Source organism: Streptomyces sp. NPDC029014, from assembly GCF_055564695.1.
In genome coordinates this window covers 25,458-47,112 of record NZ_JBVHVT010000025.1, presented here as the reverse complement: position 1 = coordinate 47,112, position 21,655 = coordinate 25,458, and the positions used below count along the sequence as shown (strand labels likewise).

At 70.7% G+C, this 21,655-nt stretch carries 18 protein-coding genes; 5 read left to right on the top strand and 13 right to left on the bottom strand.

What is annotated here, in order from left to right:
* Positions 1 to 21: 21 nt before the first annotated feature.
* From ACZ4VL_RS16040 to ACZ4VL_RS15980, 13 genes are all read right to left on the bottom strand, one after another.
* Positions 22 to 1,002 carry a peptidoglycan-binding domain-containing protein gene (locus ACZ4VL_RS16040; protein WP_468200039.1) on the bottom strand — a complete coding sequence of 327 codons (981 nt, stop codon included), beginning with the start codon at positions 1,000 to 1,002 and terminating at the stop codon, positions 22 to 24.
* 46 nt (positions 1,003 to 1,048) lie between these two features.
* Positions 1,049 to 2,125, bottom strand: a complete 1,077-nt coding sequence (locus ACZ4VL_RS16035) for a peptidoglycan recognition protein family protein (RefSeq protein WP_468200038.1) — start codon at positions 2,123 to 2,125, stop codon at positions 1,049 to 1,051.
* A gap of 17 nt (positions 2,126 to 2,142) precedes the next feature.
* On the bottom strand, positions 2,143 to 2,568 hold the full coding sequence (locus ACZ4VL_RS16030) for a DUF2690 domain-containing protein (protein ID WP_468200037.1): 426 nt from the start codon (positions 2,566 to 2,568) through the stop codon (positions 2,143 to 2,145).
* Positions 2,569 to 2,593: 25 nt separating this feature from the next.
* Positions 2,594 to 3,010 carry a DUF2690 domain-containing protein gene (locus tag ACZ4VL_RS16025; protein ID WP_468200035.1) on the bottom strand — a complete coding sequence of 139 codons (417 nt, stop codon included), beginning with the start codon at positions 3,008 to 3,010 and terminating at the stop codon, positions 2,594 to 2,596.
* 37 nt (positions 3,011 to 3,047) lie between these two features.
* Positions 3,048 to 3,476 (bottom strand): DUF2690 domain-containing protein, encoded by a 429-nt coding sequence (locus ACZ4VL_RS16020; RefSeq protein WP_468200034.1) that lies wholly within the window; start codon positions 3,474 to 3,476, stop codon positions 3,048 to 3,050.
* 75 nt (positions 3,477 to 3,551) lie between these two features.
* Positions 3,552 to 3,962: a DUF2690 domain-containing protein gene (locus tag ACZ4VL_RS16015; protein WP_468200033.1), complete on the bottom strand. Its 411-nt coding sequence runs from the start codon at positions 3,960 to 3,962 to the stop codon at positions 3,552 to 3,554.
* Between the two features lie 404 nt (positions 3,963 to 4,366).
* Positions 4,367 to 5,413, bottom strand: coding sequence for an ABC transporter ATP-binding protein (locus ACZ4VL_RS16010; protein WP_468200032.1), 1,047 nt, complete (start codon positions 5,411 to 5,413; stop codon positions 4,367 to 4,369).
* Positions 5,406 to 6,461, bottom strand: a complete 1,056-nt coding sequence (locus ACZ4VL_RS16005; protein ID WP_468200030.1) for an ABC transporter ATP-binding protein — start codon at positions 6,459 to 6,461, stop codon at positions 5,406 to 5,408. Before ACZ4VL_RS16005 ends, ACZ4VL_RS16010 begins: the two co-directional genes overlap by 8 nt.
* A gap of 13 nt (positions 6,462 to 6,474) precedes the next feature.
* A complete protein-coding gene (locus ACZ4VL_RS16000; RefSeq protein ID WP_468200028.1) occupies positions 6,475 to 7,437 on the bottom strand; it encodes an ABC transporter permease in 963 nt (320 codons plus the stop codon).
* Positions 7,430 to 8,377, bottom strand: coding sequence for an ABC transporter permease (locus ACZ4VL_RS15995; RefSeq protein ID WP_468200026.1), 948 nt, complete (start codon positions 8,375 to 8,377; stop codon positions 7,430 to 7,432). The genes ACZ4VL_RS16000 and ACZ4VL_RS15995 overlap by 8 nt, the downstream gene beginning before the upstream one ends.
* Before the next feature lie 94 nt (positions 8,378 to 8,471).
* The gene (locus ACZ4VL_RS15990; protein WP_468200025.1) at positions 8,472 to 10,094 is read right to left on the bottom strand and encodes a peptide ABC transporter substrate-binding protein; all 1,623 of its coding nucleotides are present in this window, start codon (positions 10,092 to 10,094) and stop codon (positions 8,472 to 8,474) included.
* A gap of 443 nt (positions 10,095 to 10,537) precedes the next feature.
* Positions 10,538 to 12,442 carry a translational GTPase TypA gene (gene typA, locus ACZ4VL_RS15985; RefSeq protein ID WP_468200023.1) on the bottom strand — a complete coding sequence of 635 codons (1,905 nt, stop codon included), beginning with the start codon at positions 12,440 to 12,442 and terminating at the stop codon, positions 10,538 to 10,540.
* A gap of 381 nt (positions 12,443 to 12,823) precedes the next feature.
* Positions 12,824 to 15,145 carry an ABC transporter family substrate-binding protein gene (locus tag ACZ4VL_RS15980; RefSeq protein WP_468200022.1) on the bottom strand — a complete coding sequence of 774 codons (2,322 nt, stop codon included), beginning with the start codon at positions 15,143 to 15,145 and terminating at the stop codon, positions 12,824 to 12,826.
* A 381-nt stretch (positions 15,146 to 15,526) separates the two neighbouring features.
* On the opposite strand from ACZ4VL_RS15980, the gene ACZ4VL_RS15975 reads away from it, so the two are divergent.
* From ACZ4VL_RS15975 to ACZ4VL_RS15955, 5 genes are all read left to right on the top strand, one after another.
* On the top strand, positions 15,527 to 15,754 hold the full coding sequence (locus ACZ4VL_RS15975; RefSeq protein ID WP_468200020.1) for a hypothetical protein: 228 nt from the start codon (positions 15,527 to 15,529) through the stop codon (positions 15,752 to 15,754).
* A 103-nt stretch (positions 15,755 to 15,857) separates the two neighbouring features.
* Positions 15,858 to 16,679 carry a hypothetical protein gene (locus ACZ4VL_RS15970; RefSeq protein WP_468200019.1) on the top strand — a complete coding sequence of 274 codons (822 nt, stop codon included), beginning with the start codon at positions 15,858 to 15,860 and terminating at the stop codon, positions 16,677 to 16,679.
* 1 nt (position 16,680) lies between these two features.
* Entirely contained in the window at positions 16,681 to 18,579 is a 1,899-nt protein-coding gene (locus ACZ4VL_RS15965) for a fumarate reductase/succinate dehydrogenase flavoprotein subunit (protein ID WP_468200018.1), read from the top strand.
* Positions 18,576 to 19,343, top strand: coding sequence for a succinate dehydrogenase/fumarate reductase iron-sulfur subunit (locus ACZ4VL_RS15960; protein ID WP_468200016.1), 768 nt, complete (start codon positions 18,576 to 18,578; stop codon positions 19,341 to 19,343). The genes ACZ4VL_RS15965 and ACZ4VL_RS15960 overlap by 4 nt, the downstream gene beginning before the upstream one ends.
* A gap of 160 nt (positions 19,344 to 19,503) precedes the next feature.
* On the top strand, positions 19,504 to 21,636 hold the full coding sequence (locus tag ACZ4VL_RS15955) for a TPM domain-containing protein (protein ID WP_468200015.1): 2,133 nt from the start codon (positions 19,504 to 19,506) through the stop codon (positions 21,634 to 21,636).
* Positions 21,637 to 21,655 lie beyond the last annotated feature (19 nt).

The window sequence follows — 21,655 nt, the reverse complement described above, 5'->3', positions numbered from 1 at the left end:
CGTGCGGGGCGTGCGGGGCGGTCAGCACTGGTAGCCGGCGTTGGGGTGGACCGCTTCGCAGTAGCGGATGTGCAGGTGGTTGTCGTGGTTCGGGTACTGGACCGTCAGCCCTTCGGCGATGAGCTGGGGGTCGTTGAAGTAGACGAACTTGACGTGGCCGGGCGCGGCGGCCCGCAGGGCCTTGACCAGGTCGCGGGTGGCGGCCCGGTCGTAGGCGGCCGACTGCCAGGTGATCCGCGATCCGGCGCACTGGGCGGCGTCGGTGCGCACGGGCCAGATGTCCGCGTCCATGCCGACCTGGTGACTGGCGTGTCCGTTGATGGTCCCGCCGTGCTCGAAGGCGATGTCACCGACCGGCACCTTGCCGCGGCCGGTCGCGGTGAAGGTCCGGGCCGCGGCCTCCAGCTGGGCGACGGCCGCGGCCGTGCCCCAGTCCGCGGAGGTGTTGCCGTCGGGGTTCTGGTTGCAGAGCGTGCCGGCGGTGTAGTCGGCGTACTCGTAGTGCCAGAGCAGGTTCGTCCAGGTGGCGCTGCCGACGATGCCGTCGGCGTCGAGTCCGGCGTGGCCCTGGAAGGTGCGCACCGCGGCGGCGGTGCCCGCACCGAAGGCCCCGTCGACGGCCAGACCGGCTCCGCGCTTGGCGTTGAGCAGGTGCTGGAGCGCCTTCACGGCCTCGCCGCGGTCACCCTCCCGGACGATGACCGTCAGGCTCTTCCAGGTGTTCGGGCCCACGATGCCGTCCGCGCCGAGGCCCTTGGCGGTCTGGAAGGCGCGGACCGCGGCCTCGGTGCCCGGGCCGAAGTCCCCGTCCGCGCCCAGCGACGTGCCGTGGGCGTTCAGCAGGTACTGCAGGGCCGCGACGTCCGAGCCCTTGTTGCCGCGGGACTGGGTCGGGGCGAAGGCGCCCGCGTGCGCCTGGGCGGGCGTACCGAGGCCGACGAGCAGCGAGACGACGACGGCGAGCAGCAGGCCCCAGCGGTGTGACCAGGTGGTCGAGGGCATGGCGGTGTGTTCCTCCTCGGGAGCGTGCGCCGGTGGGTGGTGGACGTCAGCCGAGCAGGCGGGCGAAGGTGCGGGCGTCGACGACCCCGTCGGCGGGCAGCCCGGCCGAGTTCTGGAAGCCGGTCACCGCACTCTGGGTGCCCGGCCCGAAGGCCCCGTCGACGTCCGTCGGGATGCCGCTCGCCGTGAGCAGGCGTTGGACGGCCTTGACCGCCTCGCCGGATTCGCCGCGGCGGACGGGGACCACGAGCTGCTGCCAGGTCTGGTTCCCGGCCCAACCGTCCGCGGTGGCCGTCACCAGCGTCTGGAAGTCGCGCACGGCCTTCTCGGTGGCCGGGCCGAAGGACCCGTCGGGCTGGAGGGACGCGCCCCGCCGCACCAGCAGGTGCTGGAGGGCGGCCACCTTGTCGCCGCTGTCGCCGTTGTGCAGCAGCGGCCACACCGGCGCCGTCGGGTCCCCGCCGATCCGCGCGGCGACGTCCCGGCGCAGCTGGGGCAGCAGGGCGTACAGCCGGTCGCCGGGGCACTGGGTGGCGTTGAAGTCCCGGTGCCCGTAGATCTGGTACGCGCGCAGGCCGTACTGGCGACAGATGTGCGCGCACAGCTCGACGAGCTTCGCGTACTGCTCGCTGCGCGGCTCGACCGTGGTGTAGGTGCCCTCGTTCTCGATGCCGATCGCGAGGGTGTTCTGGCCGGCGCAGTGGGCCGCCTCCACCGTCTGCGCACCGGACCGGAGCGCGGAGAGGCTGCCGTGGCGGCCCTCCATGACGTGGCCGCCGCGGCTGACGGTGAAGTGCTGGCCGGTGTCGATCCAGTGCTGGGAGTCCATGGCCCAGTTCTGCATCGAGCGGGCCAGGGCGAAGCCCTGCCCCTGGGAGTAGTCGGTCACGTTGGGCGTGGCCGTGTGGTGGACGATGATCTTCTGGGCCGGGGCGGGAACGACCTTGACGGGGCTGCTCGACGCGCGGGCGCCCCAGGATGCGCAGTCCGCGACGACCGGCTCCCCCGTGGCGGCGGCCGCCCGGCCGGCGGCGGAGAGCGGGATCACGGCCGCCGCGCCGAGGGCGAAGGTCGCGGACAGGAAGGCGCGGCGCGGCAGTTGGGGCCGCAGGGCCGACTTCATCGTGGAGTCCTCCGAGTTCAGTACCGGTCGGTGCAGTTGCTGCCCGTCGAGCGCAGCTCGCAGGCCTGGGCGGTGACGTCCTTGTCGTTCACCATCCGGGTGAACACCGTCCCGTTGCCGCCGTAGTAGGCGCTGTAGGACTGGTTCAGGTCGTTGGTGACCTTGATGTCGGTGTCGAACGAGGCTCCGGAGGTCTTGCGCGCCCAAGCTGCGCGGCAGGTCGGGCTGTAACGCAGCTCCACCCCCCACGCGGACCGGGCCACGGTGCGGGCGTCGTTCTGGCAGACGGTGGTGGCCGGGTCGAGGCCGGTGCAGGTGCTGCCGTAGCAGGAGGTGGCGGCCGAGGCCGGACCCGAGGCGAACAGCAGGCCGGACGCGGCGAGCGCGAAGGCCGCGACGCCGGTGGCAACGGTGCGGGTGCGGGTGCGGGTGGGAGGGTTCACAGGTCTTTCCGTCGCGGTAGGAGGTCTAGTACCCGGCGGTGCACTCATGCTGCTCGCCGGCGTCCCAGTGGGCGCAGGCCCACGCCTTGATGTCCTTGTCGTTCACCATCCGGGTGTAGGCCGTACCGCCGTTCCACACGGTCGAGTACGAGTTCCCCAGGGAGTTGGTGACGCTGATGCCGCGGCCCGGCACGCCGGAGGTCTTGCGGGCCCAGGCGGCCCGGCAGGTCGGGCTGTAGCGCAGCTCCACCTCGTTCCAGCCCGCCCACAGCACGGTGCGGGCGTCGTTCTGGCAGACGGTGGTGGCGGGGTCGAGGCCGTTGCAGCTGCTGCCGAGGCAGGAGGTGGCGGCCGAGGCCGGGGAGGAGGCCAGCAGCAGGGAGGAGGCGGCCAGGGCCAGGGCGGAGGCAGCCGTGGCCGCCGTACGGGCGAAACCGTTCAAGGGAGCGTTCCTCGCGGGGTGTCGGGTTCCGGCGGGCCTAGTACCACTCGGTGTAGGAGAACTGCTTGCCGTTGTCCCAGACACCGCCAGCACGGGCCTTGATGTCCTTGTCGTTCACCATCCGCGTCCAGGCGGTGTAACCGTTCCAGAGAGTGGTGTATCGCTGGCCTGCGGTGTTCTCGACGATGAGGGTCATCGGCTCGCCGTCGGGGCCGCCCACACCCTGCTGGCGGGTCCAGGCAGCTCGGCACGTGGGGCTGTAGCGCAGCTCGATGGCCCGCCAGCCATCCCAGTAGACGGTCTTGGCGTCGTTCTGGCAGATGGTGTTGGCCGGGTCCAGGCCGGTGCAGCTGCTGCCGTAGCAGGAGGTGGCGGCCGAGGCCGGGGAGGACGCCAGCAGCAGGGAGGAGGCGGCCAGGCCGAGCGTCGTGGCGAGGGTGGTGAACCTGCGGGTGGGGAAGGTCAAGGCGATCTCCGTCGGGGGGAGCCGGTGCGGCTCGGTCGGTCAGGTGTGGCGGACGCGGCGGTGGCGCCGGGCGGCCTAGTACCAGCTGGAGCAGGCGTGGGCGGTCCGGTCGGCGGCGCAGGCGCGGGATTCGATGTCCTTGTCGTTCACCATCCGCGTCCACACGGCGTTGCCGTTGGAGTGGGCGGAGTAGGAGTTGCCCGCGGTGTTCTCGACCTTGATGTCGTGCACGAAGGAGGTACCGCCGGGGTAGCGGGCCCAGGCGGCCCGGCAGGTCGGGCTGTAGCGCAGCTCCGTGCCCAGGACCGAGGTGGCGACGGTCTTGGCGTCGTTCTGGCAGACGGTCGTGGCCGGGTCGAGGCCGGTGCAGGTGCTGCCGTAGCAGGAGGTCGCGGCGGAGGCCGGGGAGGTGCCGAGCAGCAGGCCCGAGGCGGCCAGGGCCAGGACCGAGCCCGCGGTCGCGAACCGGCGGAGCGAATTCCTCATGGTGTCCCCCTGGGTGTGTCCGAGAGCGGCGGTGCGGTCCGCCGCGGCAGAACACTCCCAGACCGGCCACCTCGTCCCGGGCGTCCCGCACCCGTCCCGGCGGCCGCGGGACGCCCGGCGGGACGGGCCGGGGGCGGGGCCCCGAGCCCGGTCCGGGACGCGGTCGGATGCGGGCGGCCGGACGTACGGGCAGCCAGGCGTACGGGCAGCCGTGCGGCCAGGCGTACGGGCGTACGGGCCGGGGCCCGCGGGCTCCGCCCGACCCGCCCCGCGCCGCCCGCACTTCGAGGCGGGACGGCCCGGCGTCCCGCGGCCCGCACGGGCCGCCGCCCGGGGCCGAAAAAGGCTGGTCCCCGGTGCCGTGGGGCACCGGGGACCAGCCTCGTGGGTCCTGCGAACGGGGATCAGACGGCCAGGACGGCCCGCTCCTCCGCGAAGTGGCACGCCGACTCGTGCGCGGCAGGGGTGTTCTGGCCCTTGTAGCGCTCGGGGACCGCCAGCACCGGCTGCTCGGTGGCGCAGATGTCCTGCGCCTTCCAGCAGCGGGTGCGGAAGCGGCAGCCCGACGGCGGGTTGGCGGGCGAGGGGACGTCACCGGTGAGGATGATCCGCTCGCGGCCCTCGCGGGCCTCCGGGTCCGGGACCGGGACGGCCGACAGCAGCGCCTGGGTGTAGGGGTGCGTCGGGTGGTCGTAGATCTCGGCGTCGGAACCGATCTCGGCCATCTTGCCGAGGTACATCACGCCGACCCGGTCGGAGATGTGCCGGACGATCGACAGGTCGTGCGCGATGAACACGTACGACAGGTCGAACTCGTCCTGGAGCTTCTCCATCAGGTTGATGACCTGCGCCTGCACCGACACGTCGAGCGCGGAGACCGGCTCGTCGCAGATGATGATCTCCGGGTTGAGCGCGAGGCCGCGGGCGATGCCGATGCGCTGGCGCTGGCCGCCGGAGAACTGGTGCGGGTAGCGGTTGATGTACTCGGGGTTCAGGCCCACGACGTCCAGGAGTTCCTGGACCTTGCGGCGCCGGTCGCCCTTCGGGGCCACCTCGGGGTGGATGTCGAAGGGCTCGCCGATGATGTCGCCGACCGTCATGCGCGGGTTCAGCGAGGTGTACGGGTCCTGGAACACCATCTGGATGTTGCGGCGGACGGCCTTGAGGGCCTTGCCGGACAGCTTGGTGATGTCCTGGCCCTTGTAGAACACCTCGCCGGCGGTGGCCCGCTCCAGGCTCATCAGGAGCTTGGCGACGGTGGACTTGCCACAGCCGGACTCGCCGACGATGCCGAGGGTCTCGCCCCGGTACAGGTCGAAGGACACGCCGTCGACGGCCTTGACCGCGCCGACCTGCTTCTTGAACAGGATGCCCTGGGTCAGCGGGAAGTGCTTGACCAGGTTGCGCACCTGAAGGATCGGCTCGCGCTCGCCCTTGGTGAGGTCAGCCATGGATCTGCTCCTTCCAGAAGTGGCACGCGCTGCCGCGGCCGGGCAGCTCGGTGCCGTCCTGCTCGGTCACCTGGTGCAGGGCCGGCACCTCGGTGCGGCAGATGTCCTGCGCCTTGGGGCAGCGCGGGTTGAAGGCGCAGCCCGAGGGGATGTTCAGCAGGTTGGGCGGCAGGCCCTTGATCGCGTAGAGCTCCTGGCCCTTCTGGTCCAGGCGCGGGATCGAGTCGAGCAGGCCGCGGGTGTACGGGTGCGCAGGGCGGCTGTAGATCTCGTGGACCGGGGCGGTCTCGACGATCCGGCCGCCGTACATGACGGCGATCTTGTCCGCGACGTCGGCGACGACGCCGAGGTCGTGGGTGATCAGGATCAGGCCCATGTTCATCTCGCGCTGGAGCTCCGCGAGCAGGTCCATGACCTGGGCCTGGACCGTCACGTCGAGGGCCGTGGTCGGCTCGTCGGCGATGATCAGGTCCGGCTCCAGGGCCATCGCCATGGCGATCATGATGCGCTGGCGCATACCGCCGGAGAACTGGTGCGGGTAGTCGCCGACGCGCGCCTTGGCGGCCGGGATCTTCACGCGGTCCATGAGCTCGACAGCCTTGGCCGTGGCGTCCTTCTTGGACATCCCGCGGTGGACGCGGAACATCTCGCCGAGCTGGGCGCCGACGGTGTGCACCGGGTTCAGCGAGGACAGGGCGTCCTGGAAGATCATGGCGATCTTCGAACCGCGGATCTTGCGGTACTCGTCCGCCGGGAGCTTCAGCAGGTCGGTGCCCTGGAAGAGGATCTCACCGGAGGGGATCTTGCCGGGCGGCATGTCGAGGATGCCCATGATGGCCTGCGCCGTCACGGACTTGCCCGAGCCGGACTCGCCGAGGACGGCGAGGGTCTCGCCGGCGTCCACCGAGTACGAGACGCCGTTGACGGCCTTGGCCACGCCGTCGCGGGTGTGGAACTCGACGTGCAGGTCACGCACTTCGAGCAGCGGGGTGCCCTCCGGCGCCGATCGGGGCGCGGGGACGTTCGAGGTCTTGTCGATGATGGTCAACGTACGCCCTTCCTCAGCGCAGCTTCGGGTCGAGGGCGTCGCGCACCGCGTCGCCGACCATGATGAACGCGAGCACCGTGACGCTCAGCGCACCGGCCGGGAAGAGGAGCACGTGCGGGGCCTGGAGCCAGCGGACGGAGGCGTCGCTGACCATGAGGCCCCAGGAGATCTCCGGGGGCTGGACGCCGATGCCGAGGTAAGACAGCGCCGCCTCGGCGGAGATGTACACGCCCAGGCTGATCGCGCCGACCACGATGACCGGGGCGATGGCGTTCGGCAGGATGTGCCGCAGCGTGATGCGCAGGGTGCCGGCGCCGAGGGCGCGGGCGGCCACCACGTAGTCGTTGTTCTTGTTCTGCAGCACCGAGGACCGCATGATGCGGAAGATCTGCGGCCAGCCGAGGATCGCGAGCACCAGCGAGACCGACCAGGCGTTGCCCGGCAGCGCGGACATGATCAGCATGCCGCCGAGCAGCAGCGGGATCGCGAAGAAGATCTCGGTGAAGCGCGACAGGAAGCTGTCGAGGATGCCGCCGGTCCAGCCGGCCAGCAGGCCGAGCGCACCGCCGACGATGACCACCAGCGAGGTGGTGACGATGCCGACGATGACCGAGTTGCGGGCGGCCCACACCGTGCGGGTGTAGACGTCGCAGCCCTGGATGTCGAAGCCGAACCAGTGGTCCGCGCTCGGGGTCTTGAGCGAGTCCTGCAGCTTGCACGCGTCGGAGGCGAACGGGCTGCCGTCCGTGAACCACTGCGGGAACGCGGAGATGACGAGCATGCAGACGACGAGGAAGGCACCGATCAGGAAGACCGGGTTGCGCCGCAGGTCGGCCAGCGCGTCCGACCAGAGGCTCGCTTCGCGGTCCTTCTTCTTCTTGCCGCCGTCCTTGTCGGCCGCGGCGCCGGCGGAGGGGGTGCCGGCGATCTGGGTGTCGGTCGTCATCGAGTCCTCCACCGTAGTTGTGTCACGCATAGCGGATCCTCGGGTCGAGCACGGCGTACAGCAGGTCCACGAGCAGGTTGCCGACCAGGTAGACGAGGACCAGGATGGTCACGCCGCCCACGACGACCGCGCCCTGCTTGAGGTAGACGGACTGGGCGAGCAGACCGCCGACCCCGTGGATGTTGAAGATGCGCTCCGTGATGACCGCACCGCCCATGAGGGAGCCGAGGTCGGCGCCGAGGAAGGTGACGATCGGGATCATGGCGTTGCGCAGTGCGTGGTTCATGACGACGCGGCGGCGCGGCAGGCCCTTGGCGGTCGCGGTGCGCACGTAGTCGGCACGCATCGTCTCCATCAGGCTGGTGCGCGTCAGACGTGCGACGTACGCCAGCGAGGTGGACGCGAGCACGAAGGCCGGCAGCAGGTAGGCCCGGAAGCCGTCCGCCTCGTTGAACGAGACGGGGAAGAAGTCGATGCCCCAGTTGTTCTTCAGCTGCACGCCGAGCGTCAGCTGCAGCACGAAGCCGGTCACGAAGACGGGGATCGAGATGACCATCAGCGTGGAGATGAGCACGAGCTGGTCGAGGAACTTGCCGCGGCGCAGGGCGGCGAGGACACCGGCGAGGACACCGACGACGGCTTCGATGACGAAGGCGACGATGGCGAGGTTGACGGTGTACGGGAACGCCTCGGAGAACAGGTCGATGACCTTGCGACCGGTCAGGGTCTCACCGAGGTCGCCCTGGAACACACCGGTGATGTAGTTCCAGTACTGGAGCAGGAACGGGTCGTCGAGGTGGTACTTCTCGCGCAGCATCGCCGTGACGAGCGGGTCTGCCTTCTTCTCGCCGGCGAGCAGCTGGATCGGGTCAGCGCCCGGCATGGCGAACGTCAGCGCGTAGATCAGGAACGTGGCACCGAGCAGTACAGGGATCGCCTGTATGAGTCGGCGGATGAGGTAGCGGCCCATCAGACCTCCAACAAGAGCAGGGGGAAAGGGCGGGCAGACGGAAACCTGATTCCGTCTACCCGCCCCCTGGAATTCCCCTAAGTGAAGAGGGGTGTTAGTTGAGCTCGACGTTCGCCAGGTCCATGCGGCCCTGGGCGTCGACCTGAACGTTCTTCACGGACTTGGAGTAGGCCGAAGAAGACATGTACGTGAAGACCGGGATGTACGGCAGGTCCTTGATGATGACGTCATCGGCCTGCTGGTACAGCTTCTGACCCTGGGCCGGGTCGGTCGCCTTGTCGGCCTGGTCCATCAGGGACTCGAACTCGTCGTTCTTGTAGTGGCCGTAGTTCGAGCCGTTGTCGATCGCGACCTTCGAGAAGATCGGACGGAGGTAGTTCTCGGCGGCCGGGTAGTCCATGGACCACGCCATGCGGAACGCGCCCTTGTACTTGGCGGCGCCCAGGTCGTCCAGCATGTCACCGAACTTGGCGTACGGCTTGGCGGTGACCTCGAGGCCGAGGTTCGCCTTCAGCTGGTTGGCGACGGCCTCGATCCACTCCTTGTGGCCGCCGTCGGCGTTGTAGCCGAGCTCCAGCTTGTTGCCGGGGATGCCACCGGCCTGGGTGTAGAGCTCCTTGGCCTTGGTCGGGTTGTAGGTGCCCGCCTCGCCGAGGGCGCCCTTGCGGTAGCCGGGGATGATCGGGCTGATGAAGTCGTCGGCCGGCTTGCGGGTGCCGTTGAAGATGGTCTTCGTGATGGCGTCCCGGTCGATGGCCATCGAGAGGGCCTTGCGGATCTCGACCTTGCCGAAGGCCTCCGGGTTGGTCTCCAGCGGGAGGCCCAGGTAGCCGACGCCGGACTCCGGCTTGTAGATGTAGCGGTCGCCGAACTCCTGGGAGACGGTGGCCATCGCGGAGATCGGGAGCTTGTCGACGATCTGGATGGTGTCGGCGCGCAGGTCGTTGTACGCCGTGTCCAGGTTGTCGTAGATCTTGAAGGTGACGCCCTCGAGCTTCGCGCGACCCTCGGCCGGGAACTTGTCGTAGCGCTTGATCTTGATCTGCTTGTTGTGCTCCCAGGCGCCGTCCATCTGGAACGGACCGTTGCCGATCGGGGCCTCGCCGAACTTCTTCGGGTCGGCCTCGAACGCCTTGGGCAGCGGGTAGAAGGCGTTGTAGCCCAGCATGGTCTTGAACTGCGAGAACGGGGCCTTCAGCGAGACGGTGAAGGTCTTCTCGTCGACGACCTTCAGACCCTTGAGCTCGGTGGCGGTGGGCTTCTTGTCCTTGCCCGGCGCCAGCTCGTCGGAGCCCTCGATCTTCGCGAAGAACGGCATGCCCTCGGCGGCGTTGTCCTGGTTGGCGCCCCAGTTCCAGGCGCGGACGAACGACTGCGCGTCGACCTTCTCACCGTTGTGGAAGGTGTAGCCGTCCTTGAGCTTGATCGTCCAGGTCTTCGAGTCGGTGGACTCGATGGACTCGGCGACCGCGAGCTTCGGCTCGTTGGTCTTGTTGTCGTAGTCGACGAGGCCGACGAACAGGGCGTTGAGAACCTCGGCGCCCTCGGACTCGGCGGTGTTCTGACCGACCAGGCCGTGCTGCGGCTCGCCGAGCACCACGGTGATGTTGCCGCCCGACTTGCCGGCGTTCGAGTCCTTGCTGGTGCTGCACGCCGTAGCGGCCATCGCCACGATGACGGCACCGGCGACCCACTTGGCGCTCGTTGCTCCGCGCATGGGTTATTGCCTCCTCAGGAGTCACGGTGGATACGTGAAGGACCCGGCTCCGCTGACACCCCTGACAGCGAAATCCGGCCCCATCGTGTGCTCGTGAGTCGACGCTCCCCACAGCGTGTGACCCATTGACCCGAGCTCAATGGAGCCATCCTCAGGGACACCCCGGGCGTAAACCACACTTGCGTGGTCTCGTTTTCACAACATCGATCCGCGGCAGAAACCCGAAATCCGGACAAAGGGATCAGAGACAGACACGTGCGAAACGGACGGTTAGCTCACCTTCCGGAGTGTCACGGTCGGTATGCGGACACAAGAACGCAACAATCCGCTTGACAGAAGTGAAAAAGCGAACAGCCCCTTCCGGCACGGAGATCCGTGCCGGAAGGGGCTGTTCCCCGGGGCGCCGGCGCGGCCGACGCTCCCGAACTACCCGAACTGCGCTGTTACTTGGCGGCCTTCGCGCGGGAGGCGGTGCGCGAACGCTCCTTCTGGTCCAGGACGACCTTGCGGATGCGGACGGCCTCCGGGGTCACCTCGACGCACTCGTCGTCGCGGCAGAACTCCAGGGACTGCTCCAGGGAGAGCTTGCGCGGCGGAACGATCGCCTCGAACGAGTCGGCCGACGAGGACCGCATGTTCGTGAGCTTCTTCTCCTTGGTGATGTTCACGTCCATGTCGTCGGAGCGGGAGTTCTCGCCGACGATCATGCCCTCGTACACCTCGGTGCCGGGGTCGGTGAACAGGACGCCGCGCTCCTGCAGGTTGGTCATCGCGAAGGCGGTGACCGCGCCGGCGCGGTCGGCGACCAGCGAACCGTTGTTGCGGGTCTGCAGCGGGCCGAACCAGGCCTCGTGGCCCTCGTGGATCGAGTGCGCGATGCCGGTGCCGCGGGTCTGCGTCAGGAACTCCGTACGGAAGCCGATGAGGCCGCGGGACGGGACGACGAACTCCATGCGGACCCAGCCGGAGCCGTGGTTCGACATGTTGTCCATGCGGCCCTTGCGGACGCCCATGAGCTGGGTGACGGCACCCATGTGCTCCTCGGGCACGTCGATCGTCATGCGCTCGACGGGCTCGTGGACCTTGCCGTCGACGTCCTTGGTGACGACCTGCGGCTTGCCGATGGTCAGCTCGAAGCCCTCGCGGCGCATCTGCTCGACCAGGATGGCCAGCGCGAGCTCACCGCGGCCCTGGACCTCCCAGGCGTCCGGGCGGTCGGTGTCCAGGACGCGCAGCGAGACGTTACCGATCAGCTCGCGGTCCAGGCGGTCCTTCACCTGGCGGGCGGTGACCTTGCGGTCCTTGACCGCGGCCTTGGCGTCGGCGCCCTTGCCGGAGCCGCCGCGGCCGACCAGCGGGGAGGTGTTGGTGCCGATGACCATGGAGATGGCTGGCTCGTCCACCGTGATCAGCGGGAGGGCGACCGGGTTCTCCGGGTCGGCCAGCGTCTCACCGATCATGATGTCGGGGATACCGGCGACGGCGCAGATGTCACCGGGGCCGGCGACCTCGGCCGGCTTGCGGGTGAGCGCCTCGGTCATCATCAGCTCGGTGATGCGGACGTTGGAGACCGAGCCGTCGCGCTTGATCCACGCGACCGTCTGGCCCTTGCGCAGCTCGCCCTGCTCGACGCGGAGCAGCGCGATGCGGCCGAGGAAGTTGTCGGCGTCGAGGTTGGTGACGTGGGCCTGGAGCGGCGCGTCCTCCTCGTACGTCGGGGCGGGGACGTGCTCCAGGATCGTGGAGAAGAACGGCTCCAGGTTGTCGCTGTCCGCGGGGACGGTGCCGTCCTGCGGCTTGGTCAGCGAGGCGATGCCGTCACGGCCGCAGGCGTAGACGATCGGGAACTCGATCTGGTCCTCGTCCGCGTCCAGGTCCAGGAACAGGTCGTACGTCTCGTTGACGACCTCGTCGATCCGGGAGTCCGGGCGGTCCGTCTTGTTGATGCACAGGATGACGGGCATCCGGGCCTGGAGGGCCTTGCGGAGCACGAAGCGGGTCTGCGGCAGCGGACCCTCGGAAGCGTCGACCAGCAGGACGACGGCGTCGACCATCGACAGACCGCGCTCGACCTCGCCACCGAAGTCGGCGTGGCCGGGGGTGTCGATGATGTTGATCGTGATCGGGGCCCCGCCGTCCTTGGGGTGATACTTCACCGCCGTGTTCTTGGCGAGGATCGTGATGCCCTTCTCACGCTCCAGGTCGTTCGAGTCCATCATGCGGTCGTCGAGCTGCTGGTGGGCGGCGAAGGCGCCGGCCTGCTTCAGCATGGCGTCGACGATGGTCGTCTTGCCGTGGTCGACGTGGGCGACGATGGCGACGTTGCGGATGTCGTGGCGCGTGGGCACTGCGGCGCTTCTCCCGGGATCGTGGATGGCGTCACGTACGGCCTGGTACGCGAGCCTGCCGGGCGGAAAACCTGCCACGGCCTTACCCCATCCTACGTCGCGTGGCGGGAAGTGCCTCCCGGGGGGTCTGTCAAGAGGCCGTGCGGCTGACTGCGACCGGGCTGCGGGTGGGGGGTCCGGCGATCTGCGCCGCGGGAGTTCCGATCGGGCGCTGCAGTGCTGTTTCAGCTGCTCGGAAGCCTGCTGCCACGGGCTTTCCGAGCGGTGGTGCTCCGGGTCAATGGGTACCCACGACCTTGCCCGCCGGGGGTCCGGCGGGCAAGCGACTTGAGTCACTTCTGAGCTTGTGACCCGCGGGTCAACCTGACTGGCCCCGCTTTGTCACCTGTTCTTCTCCTTTCCTTCCTTGGACCCCGGTTCCCGCCCCTCCGGGGCCTTCTTCCAGCCGATGTCCTGGAAGCGCGGAGAGGCCAGGCCGAAGGCTCCCGCGTTGGCCACCGCAGGCTTCGCCGCCACCAGCTCGGGGCGCTGGTAGAGCGGGATGGAGCCCGCCGCGGCCCAGATACGGGCGTCGGCCTTGCGCATCAGATCGCGGGAGGCCTCCTCGTCCAGCTCGGCCACGGCCTGGTCGAACAGTTGGTCGATGTGGTCGGTGCCGACCCGGGTGTAGTTCTGCTCCACCAGCAGCGAGCCGTCGGCGGCCGGCTCCGGCTTGGCGAAGATCGGGCGGGCGTCGGTGGCCGGATAGGCGGTCGCCGGCCAGGAGTACAGGGCCAGGTCGTACTGGCCCGACGCGATGTGGTCCTTGAAGAAGCTCTCGTCGGCCACCTTCGTCAGCTCGGTGGCCACGCCGACCTTCTGGAGCATCTGCGAGATCCGCTCCCCCACCGCGCGCAGCGACTCCGAGCCGGGCCCGGACGGCAGGACGAAGCGCAGGCTGAGCGCCTTGCCGTCCTTGGCCAGCATGTTCCCGGAGGTCCGCGGGGGCTGCGCCGGGGCCGGAGCCGGACTGGCGCTGGCACTGGCGCCGGACGTGGCCGCGGGGGCGTTCTCCGGCTGCTGCCCGCCGACGGGACCGGGGGCCTTGGCGTCGCCGGCGGCAGCGGCTTCGTCCGCCGCTTCGTCCGCGGGCACACGACCCGTGCCGGCGGCGAGGGCCGCGGCCTGCGCGAGGAGGGCCTGCCTCTGCTCCACCGCGTACGCGGCGGCGACCTGCGGCAGCGTGCTCCGCTCCGTGGAGGCGAAGGCCGGGCGGAACCCGGGCAGCCCCCGCTCCAGGGCGGCCGCGCGGACGTCGCCGTTGCGCTGGTCCTCCTGGCCCACGATGTACAGGCCGTCGTTGCCGGTGCCCGGCCCGGCCGTGGTCCTGCGGTCACCCTGCGACCCGGCCGGCTGCTCGGCCGGCTTCTCCGCCTGTTCGTCCGTCTGCTGGTCCGCCTCCGGGCCGGCCTTCGCGCCCGTCTCCGGCGGAGTGAGCACACCGCCCCGGCGCCAGCCGGCGTCCGCCAGCAGCGCCTGCGCCGCCTTGGTGTCCTGGCCGCCCAGCGCGTCGCTGTTGTCCGCGTACGCCCGCTGACCGGCCAGCGCCAGATGGCTGCCGACCGGCCGCACCGGCAGCCCCAGCGGCTTCAGCACGATCTCGGCCAGTTCCCGGCGGTCGATCGCCCGGGCCACGGCCCGCCGGACCCGCTCGTCGGCCAGCGGGCCGGAGGCCCCGTTCAGGGCCAGCTGGGTGTACGCCGGCTCCAGGGACCTGCGGACGGTGTAGCCGCGCAGCGCCTCGGACTCCGGGACGGCCTCCACGGCCTGGGCCCCGGCCCCGCCCGGCGACCGGGTGGCGTCCCGGCGGGCCTGGGAGATGCGGTCCGAGGTCGCCCGGTCGACCTCGGCCAGGTCGACCGTGCCAGCGGCCAGCGCCCTCGCCCGCTCGGCCCGGGGCACGGCGGTCAGGACCAGCGAGTCCAGCTTGGCCGGCCGGCCCCACCAGCGGGGGTTGCGGGTCAGCGCGGCGGTGCCCGTCTTCTTGTCGATGGCCCCGAGGGTGAACGGGCCGGCGGTGACCTTCAGGGTGCCGCGGGCGCCCTCGTTGAACGCGTCGGGGGTGCCCGTGACCTGCTTGGGGTAGAGCGGCGAGAACAGGGAGCGCCAGTCCGTGTACGGCTTGGCGAAGGTGACCCGGACCTCCAGGTCGTTCCGGCCGCGCTCGATCTTCTCGATCCGCTCGTAGCCGGCGTTGCGGGCGGTCCAGTACGCCGAGTCCTTGCCGTTCAGGGCCCGCCACTGGGAGACGAAGTCGGGGGCTCCGATCTCCCGGCCGTCGCTCCACACGGCCTGCTGGTGCAGCTTGTACACGACGACCTGCTTGGGCTCCCGCTCGACGATCTGCGCCTTCTCCAGGAAGTCCGGGTTGGCCGTCGGCCGGCCCTTGTCGTCCAGCGTGAACAACTGGGGCAGCACCGCCCCGGCGATCCGGGTGGTCGTGGCGTCGGCATCGGCCTGGAAGACGTTCAGGGTGTCGGGGAGGTCGTCCACGGCCCACCGCAGGACGCCACCGTCGGCGATCATGTCGCGGGCCGTCGCCGCGATGTCCGGACCGGCGGCAGCGGGGCCTCCCTCGTCCCCCGCGCCGCAGCCCGCGAGCAGCGGCAGTGCGAGGACTCCCGAGGTCAGCAGCGCCAGGGATCTGCGCCTTCTCTGGGACATGGGTGCTACCTCCGGGGCGGGGCGTGAAGGGCGTAAAGGTCGTGCGAGGGGGCGCACAGGTGCGCGGGCTTGATCACGTTCGGCGGTATTTGCGGCTGATCACACCGGGTGCAGAACCACACTGAAATCCACCGCCCGCCGCACCCCCCGCAGCCGCCCTGCGCCACGCCGGGAAGCCCACCCGTGCGGACCAATCCGGGTTGCGGCCGGGACGCGCGTTCCCTCACGAGAGGGATGAGAATGGACGCAGGGAGGGGCGCACAGATCGCGCCTGCGCGCCCGGATTCGCTGCACGTCCCTTCACAAGCGGGGACGGGAGGCGCGACACTCGCAGGCGCACATGAGCGTTGCCACCGCAACCTGCGGAAGTGAGGGCAAGTCATGTCCCTGCAGGACGATTTGAACGCCGTACGGCGCAACCTGGACGAGCTCACCCGCAAGGTCGAGCAGCTGGAGCAGCAGGCCTCCCGACAGAGAACGGAAGGCAACCGTCCGACGGCCGCGGACCCGTCCCGGATGGTGACCATCCCGGACGCCCCGTACAACACCGCACTGTGGACGGACAGCGACGACGAGGGACTCGGCGCCCGCGACCGCCGGGCACCCTGACCCCCAGCAGTCGAACCCCGTCACCCACCCCATCGGACCCGGCCCCGCGCCCGCGCGGCGGCCGGGTCTCCTGGGCCACCCCTGACCCTCCCGGAGTCACCCCTTGGCCACAGGCACCGAACCACCCCGGCCGCTCACCGGCGTCCACGAACCCTCCCGGGCGGCGATCCCCGCCCGCCACCTGCGCACCGACCGCTGGTGGCTGGCCCCCGCCGGCACCGCGGCCGGGCTGCTCGCCTTCATCGCCTACTCGACCTGGCGGGCCTTCGCGAACGCCCACTACTACGCGGCCCCGTACGTCTCCCCGTTCTACTCGCCCTGCCTGGCGGAGAACTGCGAGGAGATGCGCGCCGGCCCCAACCTCGACCTCTTCGGCAGCTGGTGGGGCCTGTCCCCCGCCCTGCTGATCCTCGTCTTCCCGCTCGGCTTCCGGCTGACCTGCTACTACTACCGAAAGGCGTACTACCGCAGCTTCTGGGCCTCCCCGCCCGCCTGCGCCGTCGCCGAGCCGCACACCGCGTACACGGGCGAGAGCCGCCTCCCCCTCGTCCTGCAGAACGCCCACCGGTACTTCTTCTACACGGCCCTGCCGGTGGCGGCCATCCTCACGTACGACACCGTGCTGACCTTCCGCAACGACCGCTACGAGTGGGGCCACATGGGCCTCGGAACCCTGCTGTTCGTCGTCAACATCGTGCTGATCTGGGGCTACACGGCGTCCTGCCACTCCTGCCGACACATCATGGGCGGCCGCCTGAAGCACTTCTCCCGCCACCCCGTCCGCTACCGGCTGTGGGGCTGGGTCAGCCGCCTCAACGGCCGGCACATGCAGCTGGCGTGGGCCTCCCTGATCAGCGTCGCCGCGTGCGACCTGTACGTGTACCTGCTCGCCACCGGCGCGTTCACCGACCCGAGGATCTTCTGACATGGCTGAAGTCGACCGGCAGCAGTGGGACGTCGTCGTGGTCGGCGCGGGCGGCGCCGGACTACGGGCCGCCATCGAGGCCCGCGAACGCGGCGCCCGGACCGCCGTGATCTGCAAGTCCCTCTTCGGCAAGGCCCACACGGTGATGGCGGAGGGCGGCATCGCCGCCTCCATGGGCAACGTCAACGAGCACGACAACTGGCAGGTGCACTTCCGCGACACCCTGCGCGGCGGCAAGTTCCTCAACCAGTGGCGGATGGCCGAACTGCACGCGAAGGAGGCCCCCGACCGCGTCTGGGAACTGGAGACCTGGGGCGCCCTCTTCGACCGCACCCCCGACGGACGGATCTCCCAACGCAACTTCGGCGGCCACGAGTACCCGCGCCTCGCCCACGTCGGCGACCGCACCGGCCTCGAACTGATCCGCACCCTCCAGCAGAAGATCGTCGCCCTCCAACAGCAGGACTTCAAGGAGACCGGCGACCACGAATCCCGCCTGAAGGTCTTCCAGGAGTGCACGGTCACCCGTGTCCTCAAGGACGGCGACCGGGTCTCCGGCACCTTCTGCTACGCACGCGAATCCGGCCGCTTCTTCGTCCTGGAAGCCCCCGCCGTGGTCCTGGCCACCGGCGGCATCGGCAAGTCCTTCAAAACCACCTCCAACTCCTGGGAGTACACCGGCGACGGCCACGCCCTGGCCCTGCTCGCCGGCGCACCCCTGCTCAACATGGAGTTCGTCCAGTTCCACCCGACCGGCATGGTCTGGCCGCCCTCGGTCAAGGGCATCCTCGTCACCGAGTCCGTCCGCGGCGACGGCGGCGTCCTGCGCAACAGCGACAACGAGCGGTTCATGTTCGGCTACGTCCCGGACGTCTTCAAGGACAAGTACGCCCAGACCGAGGACGAGGCCGACCGCTGGTACGAGGACCCGGACAACAACCGGCGCCCACCGGAGCTGCTCCCCCGCGACGAGGTGGCCCGCGCCATCAACGCCGAGGTCAAGGCGGGCCGCGGCTCCCCGCACGGCGGCGTCTTCCTCGACGTGTCCACCCGCATGCCGGCCGACAGGATCAAGCGGCGCCTGCCCTCCATGTACCACCAGTTCAAGGAGCTGGCGGACGTGGACATCACCGCCGAGCCGATGGAGGTCGGCCCCACCTGCCACTACGTGATGGGCGGGATCGCCGTCGACTCCGAGACCGCCGCCGCACAGGGCGTCCCCGGCCTCTTCGCGGCGGGCGAGGTCGCGGGCGGCATGCACGGCTCGAACCGCCTCGGCGGCAACTCCCTCTCCGACCTCCTCGTGTTCGGACGCCGCGCCGGCCTGCACGCGGCCGAGTACGCGGCGTCCGCCGGCCGGCCCGAGGCCCGCCAGGACCAGATCGACACCGCAGCAGCAGAGGCACTGGCCCCCTTCCACGCCACCGACGGCGCGGAGAACCCGTACACCCTCCACCAGGAACTCCAGACGACCATGAACGACCTCGTCGGCATCATCCGCCGCGAGCCCGAGATGGCCGAGGCGCTGCGGAAGCTGGCCTCCCTCCGCCAACGCGCCGCCCGCGCCGGCGTCGAGGGACACCGCCAGTTCAACCCGGGCTGGCACCTCGCCCTGGACCTGCGGAACATGCTGCTGGTCAGCGAATGCGTGGCCCGCGCCGCCCTGGAGCGCACCGAGAGCCGCGGCGGCCACACCCGCGAGGACTGCCCGTCCATGGACCGGTCCTGGCGCCCGGTGAACCTCCTGTGCCGCCCGGTGGAGCCCGCACCCGCGGACCCGGCCGCCGACCGCATCGTCCTCCAACGCATCCGCACCGAGCCCATCCGCCCCGACCTGCTGGCGCTCTTCGAAAAGGAAGAGCTGGTCAAGTACCTCGCCGAAGAGGAGCTCTACGAGTGAGCACATACGACGCCCGCTTCCGGATCTGGCGGGGCGACTCCGACGGCGGGGACCTGCGCGACTTCACCGTCGAGGTGCACGACGGCGAGGTCGTCCTGGACATCGTCCACCGCCTCCAGGCGACCCAGGCCCCGGACCTGGCGGTGCGCTGGAACTGCAAGGCCGGCAAATGCGGTTCGTGCAGCGCCGAGGTCAACGGCCGCCCCCGGCTCATGTGCATGACGCGCATGTCGGTCTTCGACCGCGCGGAAACGGTCACCATCACCCCCCTGCGGGCCTTCCCCGTGGTCCGCGACCTGGTCACGGACGTCTCGTTCAACTACACGAAGGCCCGCGAGGTCCCGTCCTTCGTCCCCCCACCCGACGTGGCGGCGGGCGCGTACCGGATGCAGCAGATGGACGTGGAGCGCTCCCAGGAGTTCCGCAAGTGCATCGAATGCTTCCTCTGCCAGGACACCTGCCACGTCGTGCGTGACCACGAGGAGAACAAACCGGCCTTCGCCGGACCGCGCTTCCTGATGCGCGTCGCGGAACTCGACATGCACCCCCTCGACGCCGCCCACGAGACAGGCCTGGACCGCAAACGCACCGCCCAGGAGGAACACGGCCTCGGCTACTGCAACATCACCAAATGCTGCACGGAGGTCTGCCCGGAAGGCATCAGGATCACCGACAACGCCCTGATCCCGCTCAAGGAACGGGTGGTGGACCGCAAATACGACCCCCTGGTGTGGCTCGGCTCAAAAATCACCCGCCGCACCTAACCCCACCCCCGCCCCGGCCACCCCACCACACCCCGGAGCGGGAGCACCACCCACCCGCCCCCCAACGGCAAGGAGCGGTGCGCCGGAACCCCCGAAAGCGGACGGGCGTCGTCGGCTCCGGTCGCGGGGGTGCGGTGGCGCCCATACGCTCCCACATGTGATGCCGTCGAGGAGGAGAGCGACCACCGGAGCAGTCGGCCGGGCCGTCCGGGGCATCCAGGGTGTGCTCGTGCTCTGCGGCGTTCTGCTCGGGGTGGCCGGGCCGGTGGGTACCTGTGCTGCCGCGGCTGTGGTGGTGCCTGCCGAGGATCCCGTCACCCTGTCCCGGCAGGGGCAGGTCACCGACCGGGTGGGGGCCGTCGGGGAGGGGGCGGCGGCCGGTGTCGCCGCTGCGCTGGACCGGCTGGACCGCGATCACGGGGTGCAGCTCTTCGTGGTGTACGTGAACGACTTCTCCGGGCGGTCGGCGCAGAGCTGGGCCGACGCCACCGCCCAGAAGAACGGGCTCGGCCGGGACGACCTGCTGCTCGCCGTGGCCACCGGGTCCCGTACGTACGCCTATTCGGCCGACGTGGGCTCCGGGTTCACCGAGGAGCAGCTCGCGGCGGTCGCCCGTACTGCGATCGAGCCCGCGCTGCGGCAGAACGACTGGGCGGGCGCTGCGGTGGGTGCGGCGAACGGCTACGGGGCCGTCCTGGCCGGCAAGCCGGTTCCGACGCCGGCGATCACCCCGGGCGAGCCCGATCCGGGTGGGGGTGGGGGCGGGGAGAGCGGTGCCGGGGACTTCGTGCTGCCGGTGGTGGCGGTCGGGGCGGCGGCTGCGCTCGGCGCGTACGCGTACACGCGGCGCAAGCGCAAGGGTGCCGTGCCGGGCGGCTCGCGCACCACGACCGGTTGGGGGGAGCGGCCCGCGACCACGACGGCCCTGCCGCTGCCCGATCTGGATGCGAAGGCCAGGGCGTTGTTGGTGGACACCGACGACGCGGTCCGCACCAGCTCCGAGGAGCTCGGCTTCGCCTCGGCGCAGTTCGGGGACGCGGCGGTGGCTTCCTTCACGGAGGCCGTGGCCTTCGCGGACGGGGAGCTGACGGCGGCGTTCCGGCTGCGCCAGCAGCTGGACGACGCCTACCCGGAGGACGATGCGACCCGGCGGCGGATGCTGGACGAGATCGTGGCCCGGTGCAGTGAGGCGAACCGGCGGCTCGACGCCGAGGCCGCGGACTTCGACCGGCTGCGGGACCTGGAGCGCAACGCGCCGCAGGCCCTGGCGGAGGTGGAGGCCCGGGTACGCGATCTGACGGGGCGTGCGGTGACGGCGGCGGCGACCCTGACCGCGCTGCGCGGGCGGTACGCGGACTCGGCGTCGGCCCCGGTGGCCGGGCACGCGGAACGTGCCGAGGACCGGCTGCGGTTCGCGACGGACCACGTGGACCGGGCGCGGGAGGCGGTCGGCTCCGACAGTGGCGCGGCGGCCGTGCACGTACGGGCCGCGGAGGGCGCGGTGGACCAGGCGGCGATCCTGGTGGACGCGGTGGAGCGGCGGGCGCAGGAGCTGGCGGAGGCGGCGGGCAAGCTGCCGGGGGCGTTGACGGAGACGGAGGCGGACCTGGCCGATGCCCGGGGGCTGCTGTCGGGGACGGTGCAGGGGGCGTCGACGGCGGATCTGCGGGGGCGGATCGGGCGGGCGGAGGCGGTGGTGGCCGCGGTGGGTCAGGAGGTGGCGGCGGGCCGGTACGACCCGATCGACGCCCTGCGCCGGGTCGAGGAGGCCGATGCGGCGTTGGACGAGGCCCTGTCGGCGGCGCGGGAACAGGAGACGGGCCGGCGGCGGGCGGCGGCGCTGCTGGAGCAGGCGCTGCTGTCGGCGCGGAGTGCGGCGGCCGCGGCGGCGGACTACATCACGACCAGTCGCGGTGCGGTGGGCAGCCGCGCCCGTACCCGGCTGGCGGAGGCGCAGCGGCAGCTGGAGCGGTCGGAGCAGTTGGCGGAGTCGGACGCGGCGGCCGCGCTGGCGGCGGCGCAGCGGGCGGACGGGCTGGCGCGCGAGGCGCAGCGGTTGGCCGAGGAGGACGTGCGCGGGTTCCGGGATCCGTTCGGTGGTGGCGGGCAGCGGCAGGGGGGTGGTGGCATGGGCGGTGCGGTGCTCGGCGGGATCGTCCTCGGCGAGATCCTGCGCGGGGGCCGTGGCGGGGGCGGGTTCGGTGGTGGGGGGTTCGGTGGTGGGGGGTTCGGGCCGGGGTGGTTCGGTGGTGGGGGGACCCGTGGCCGCATGGGCGGCGGCGGCCGCTTTTGACTCCCCTACAGGTGCAAGG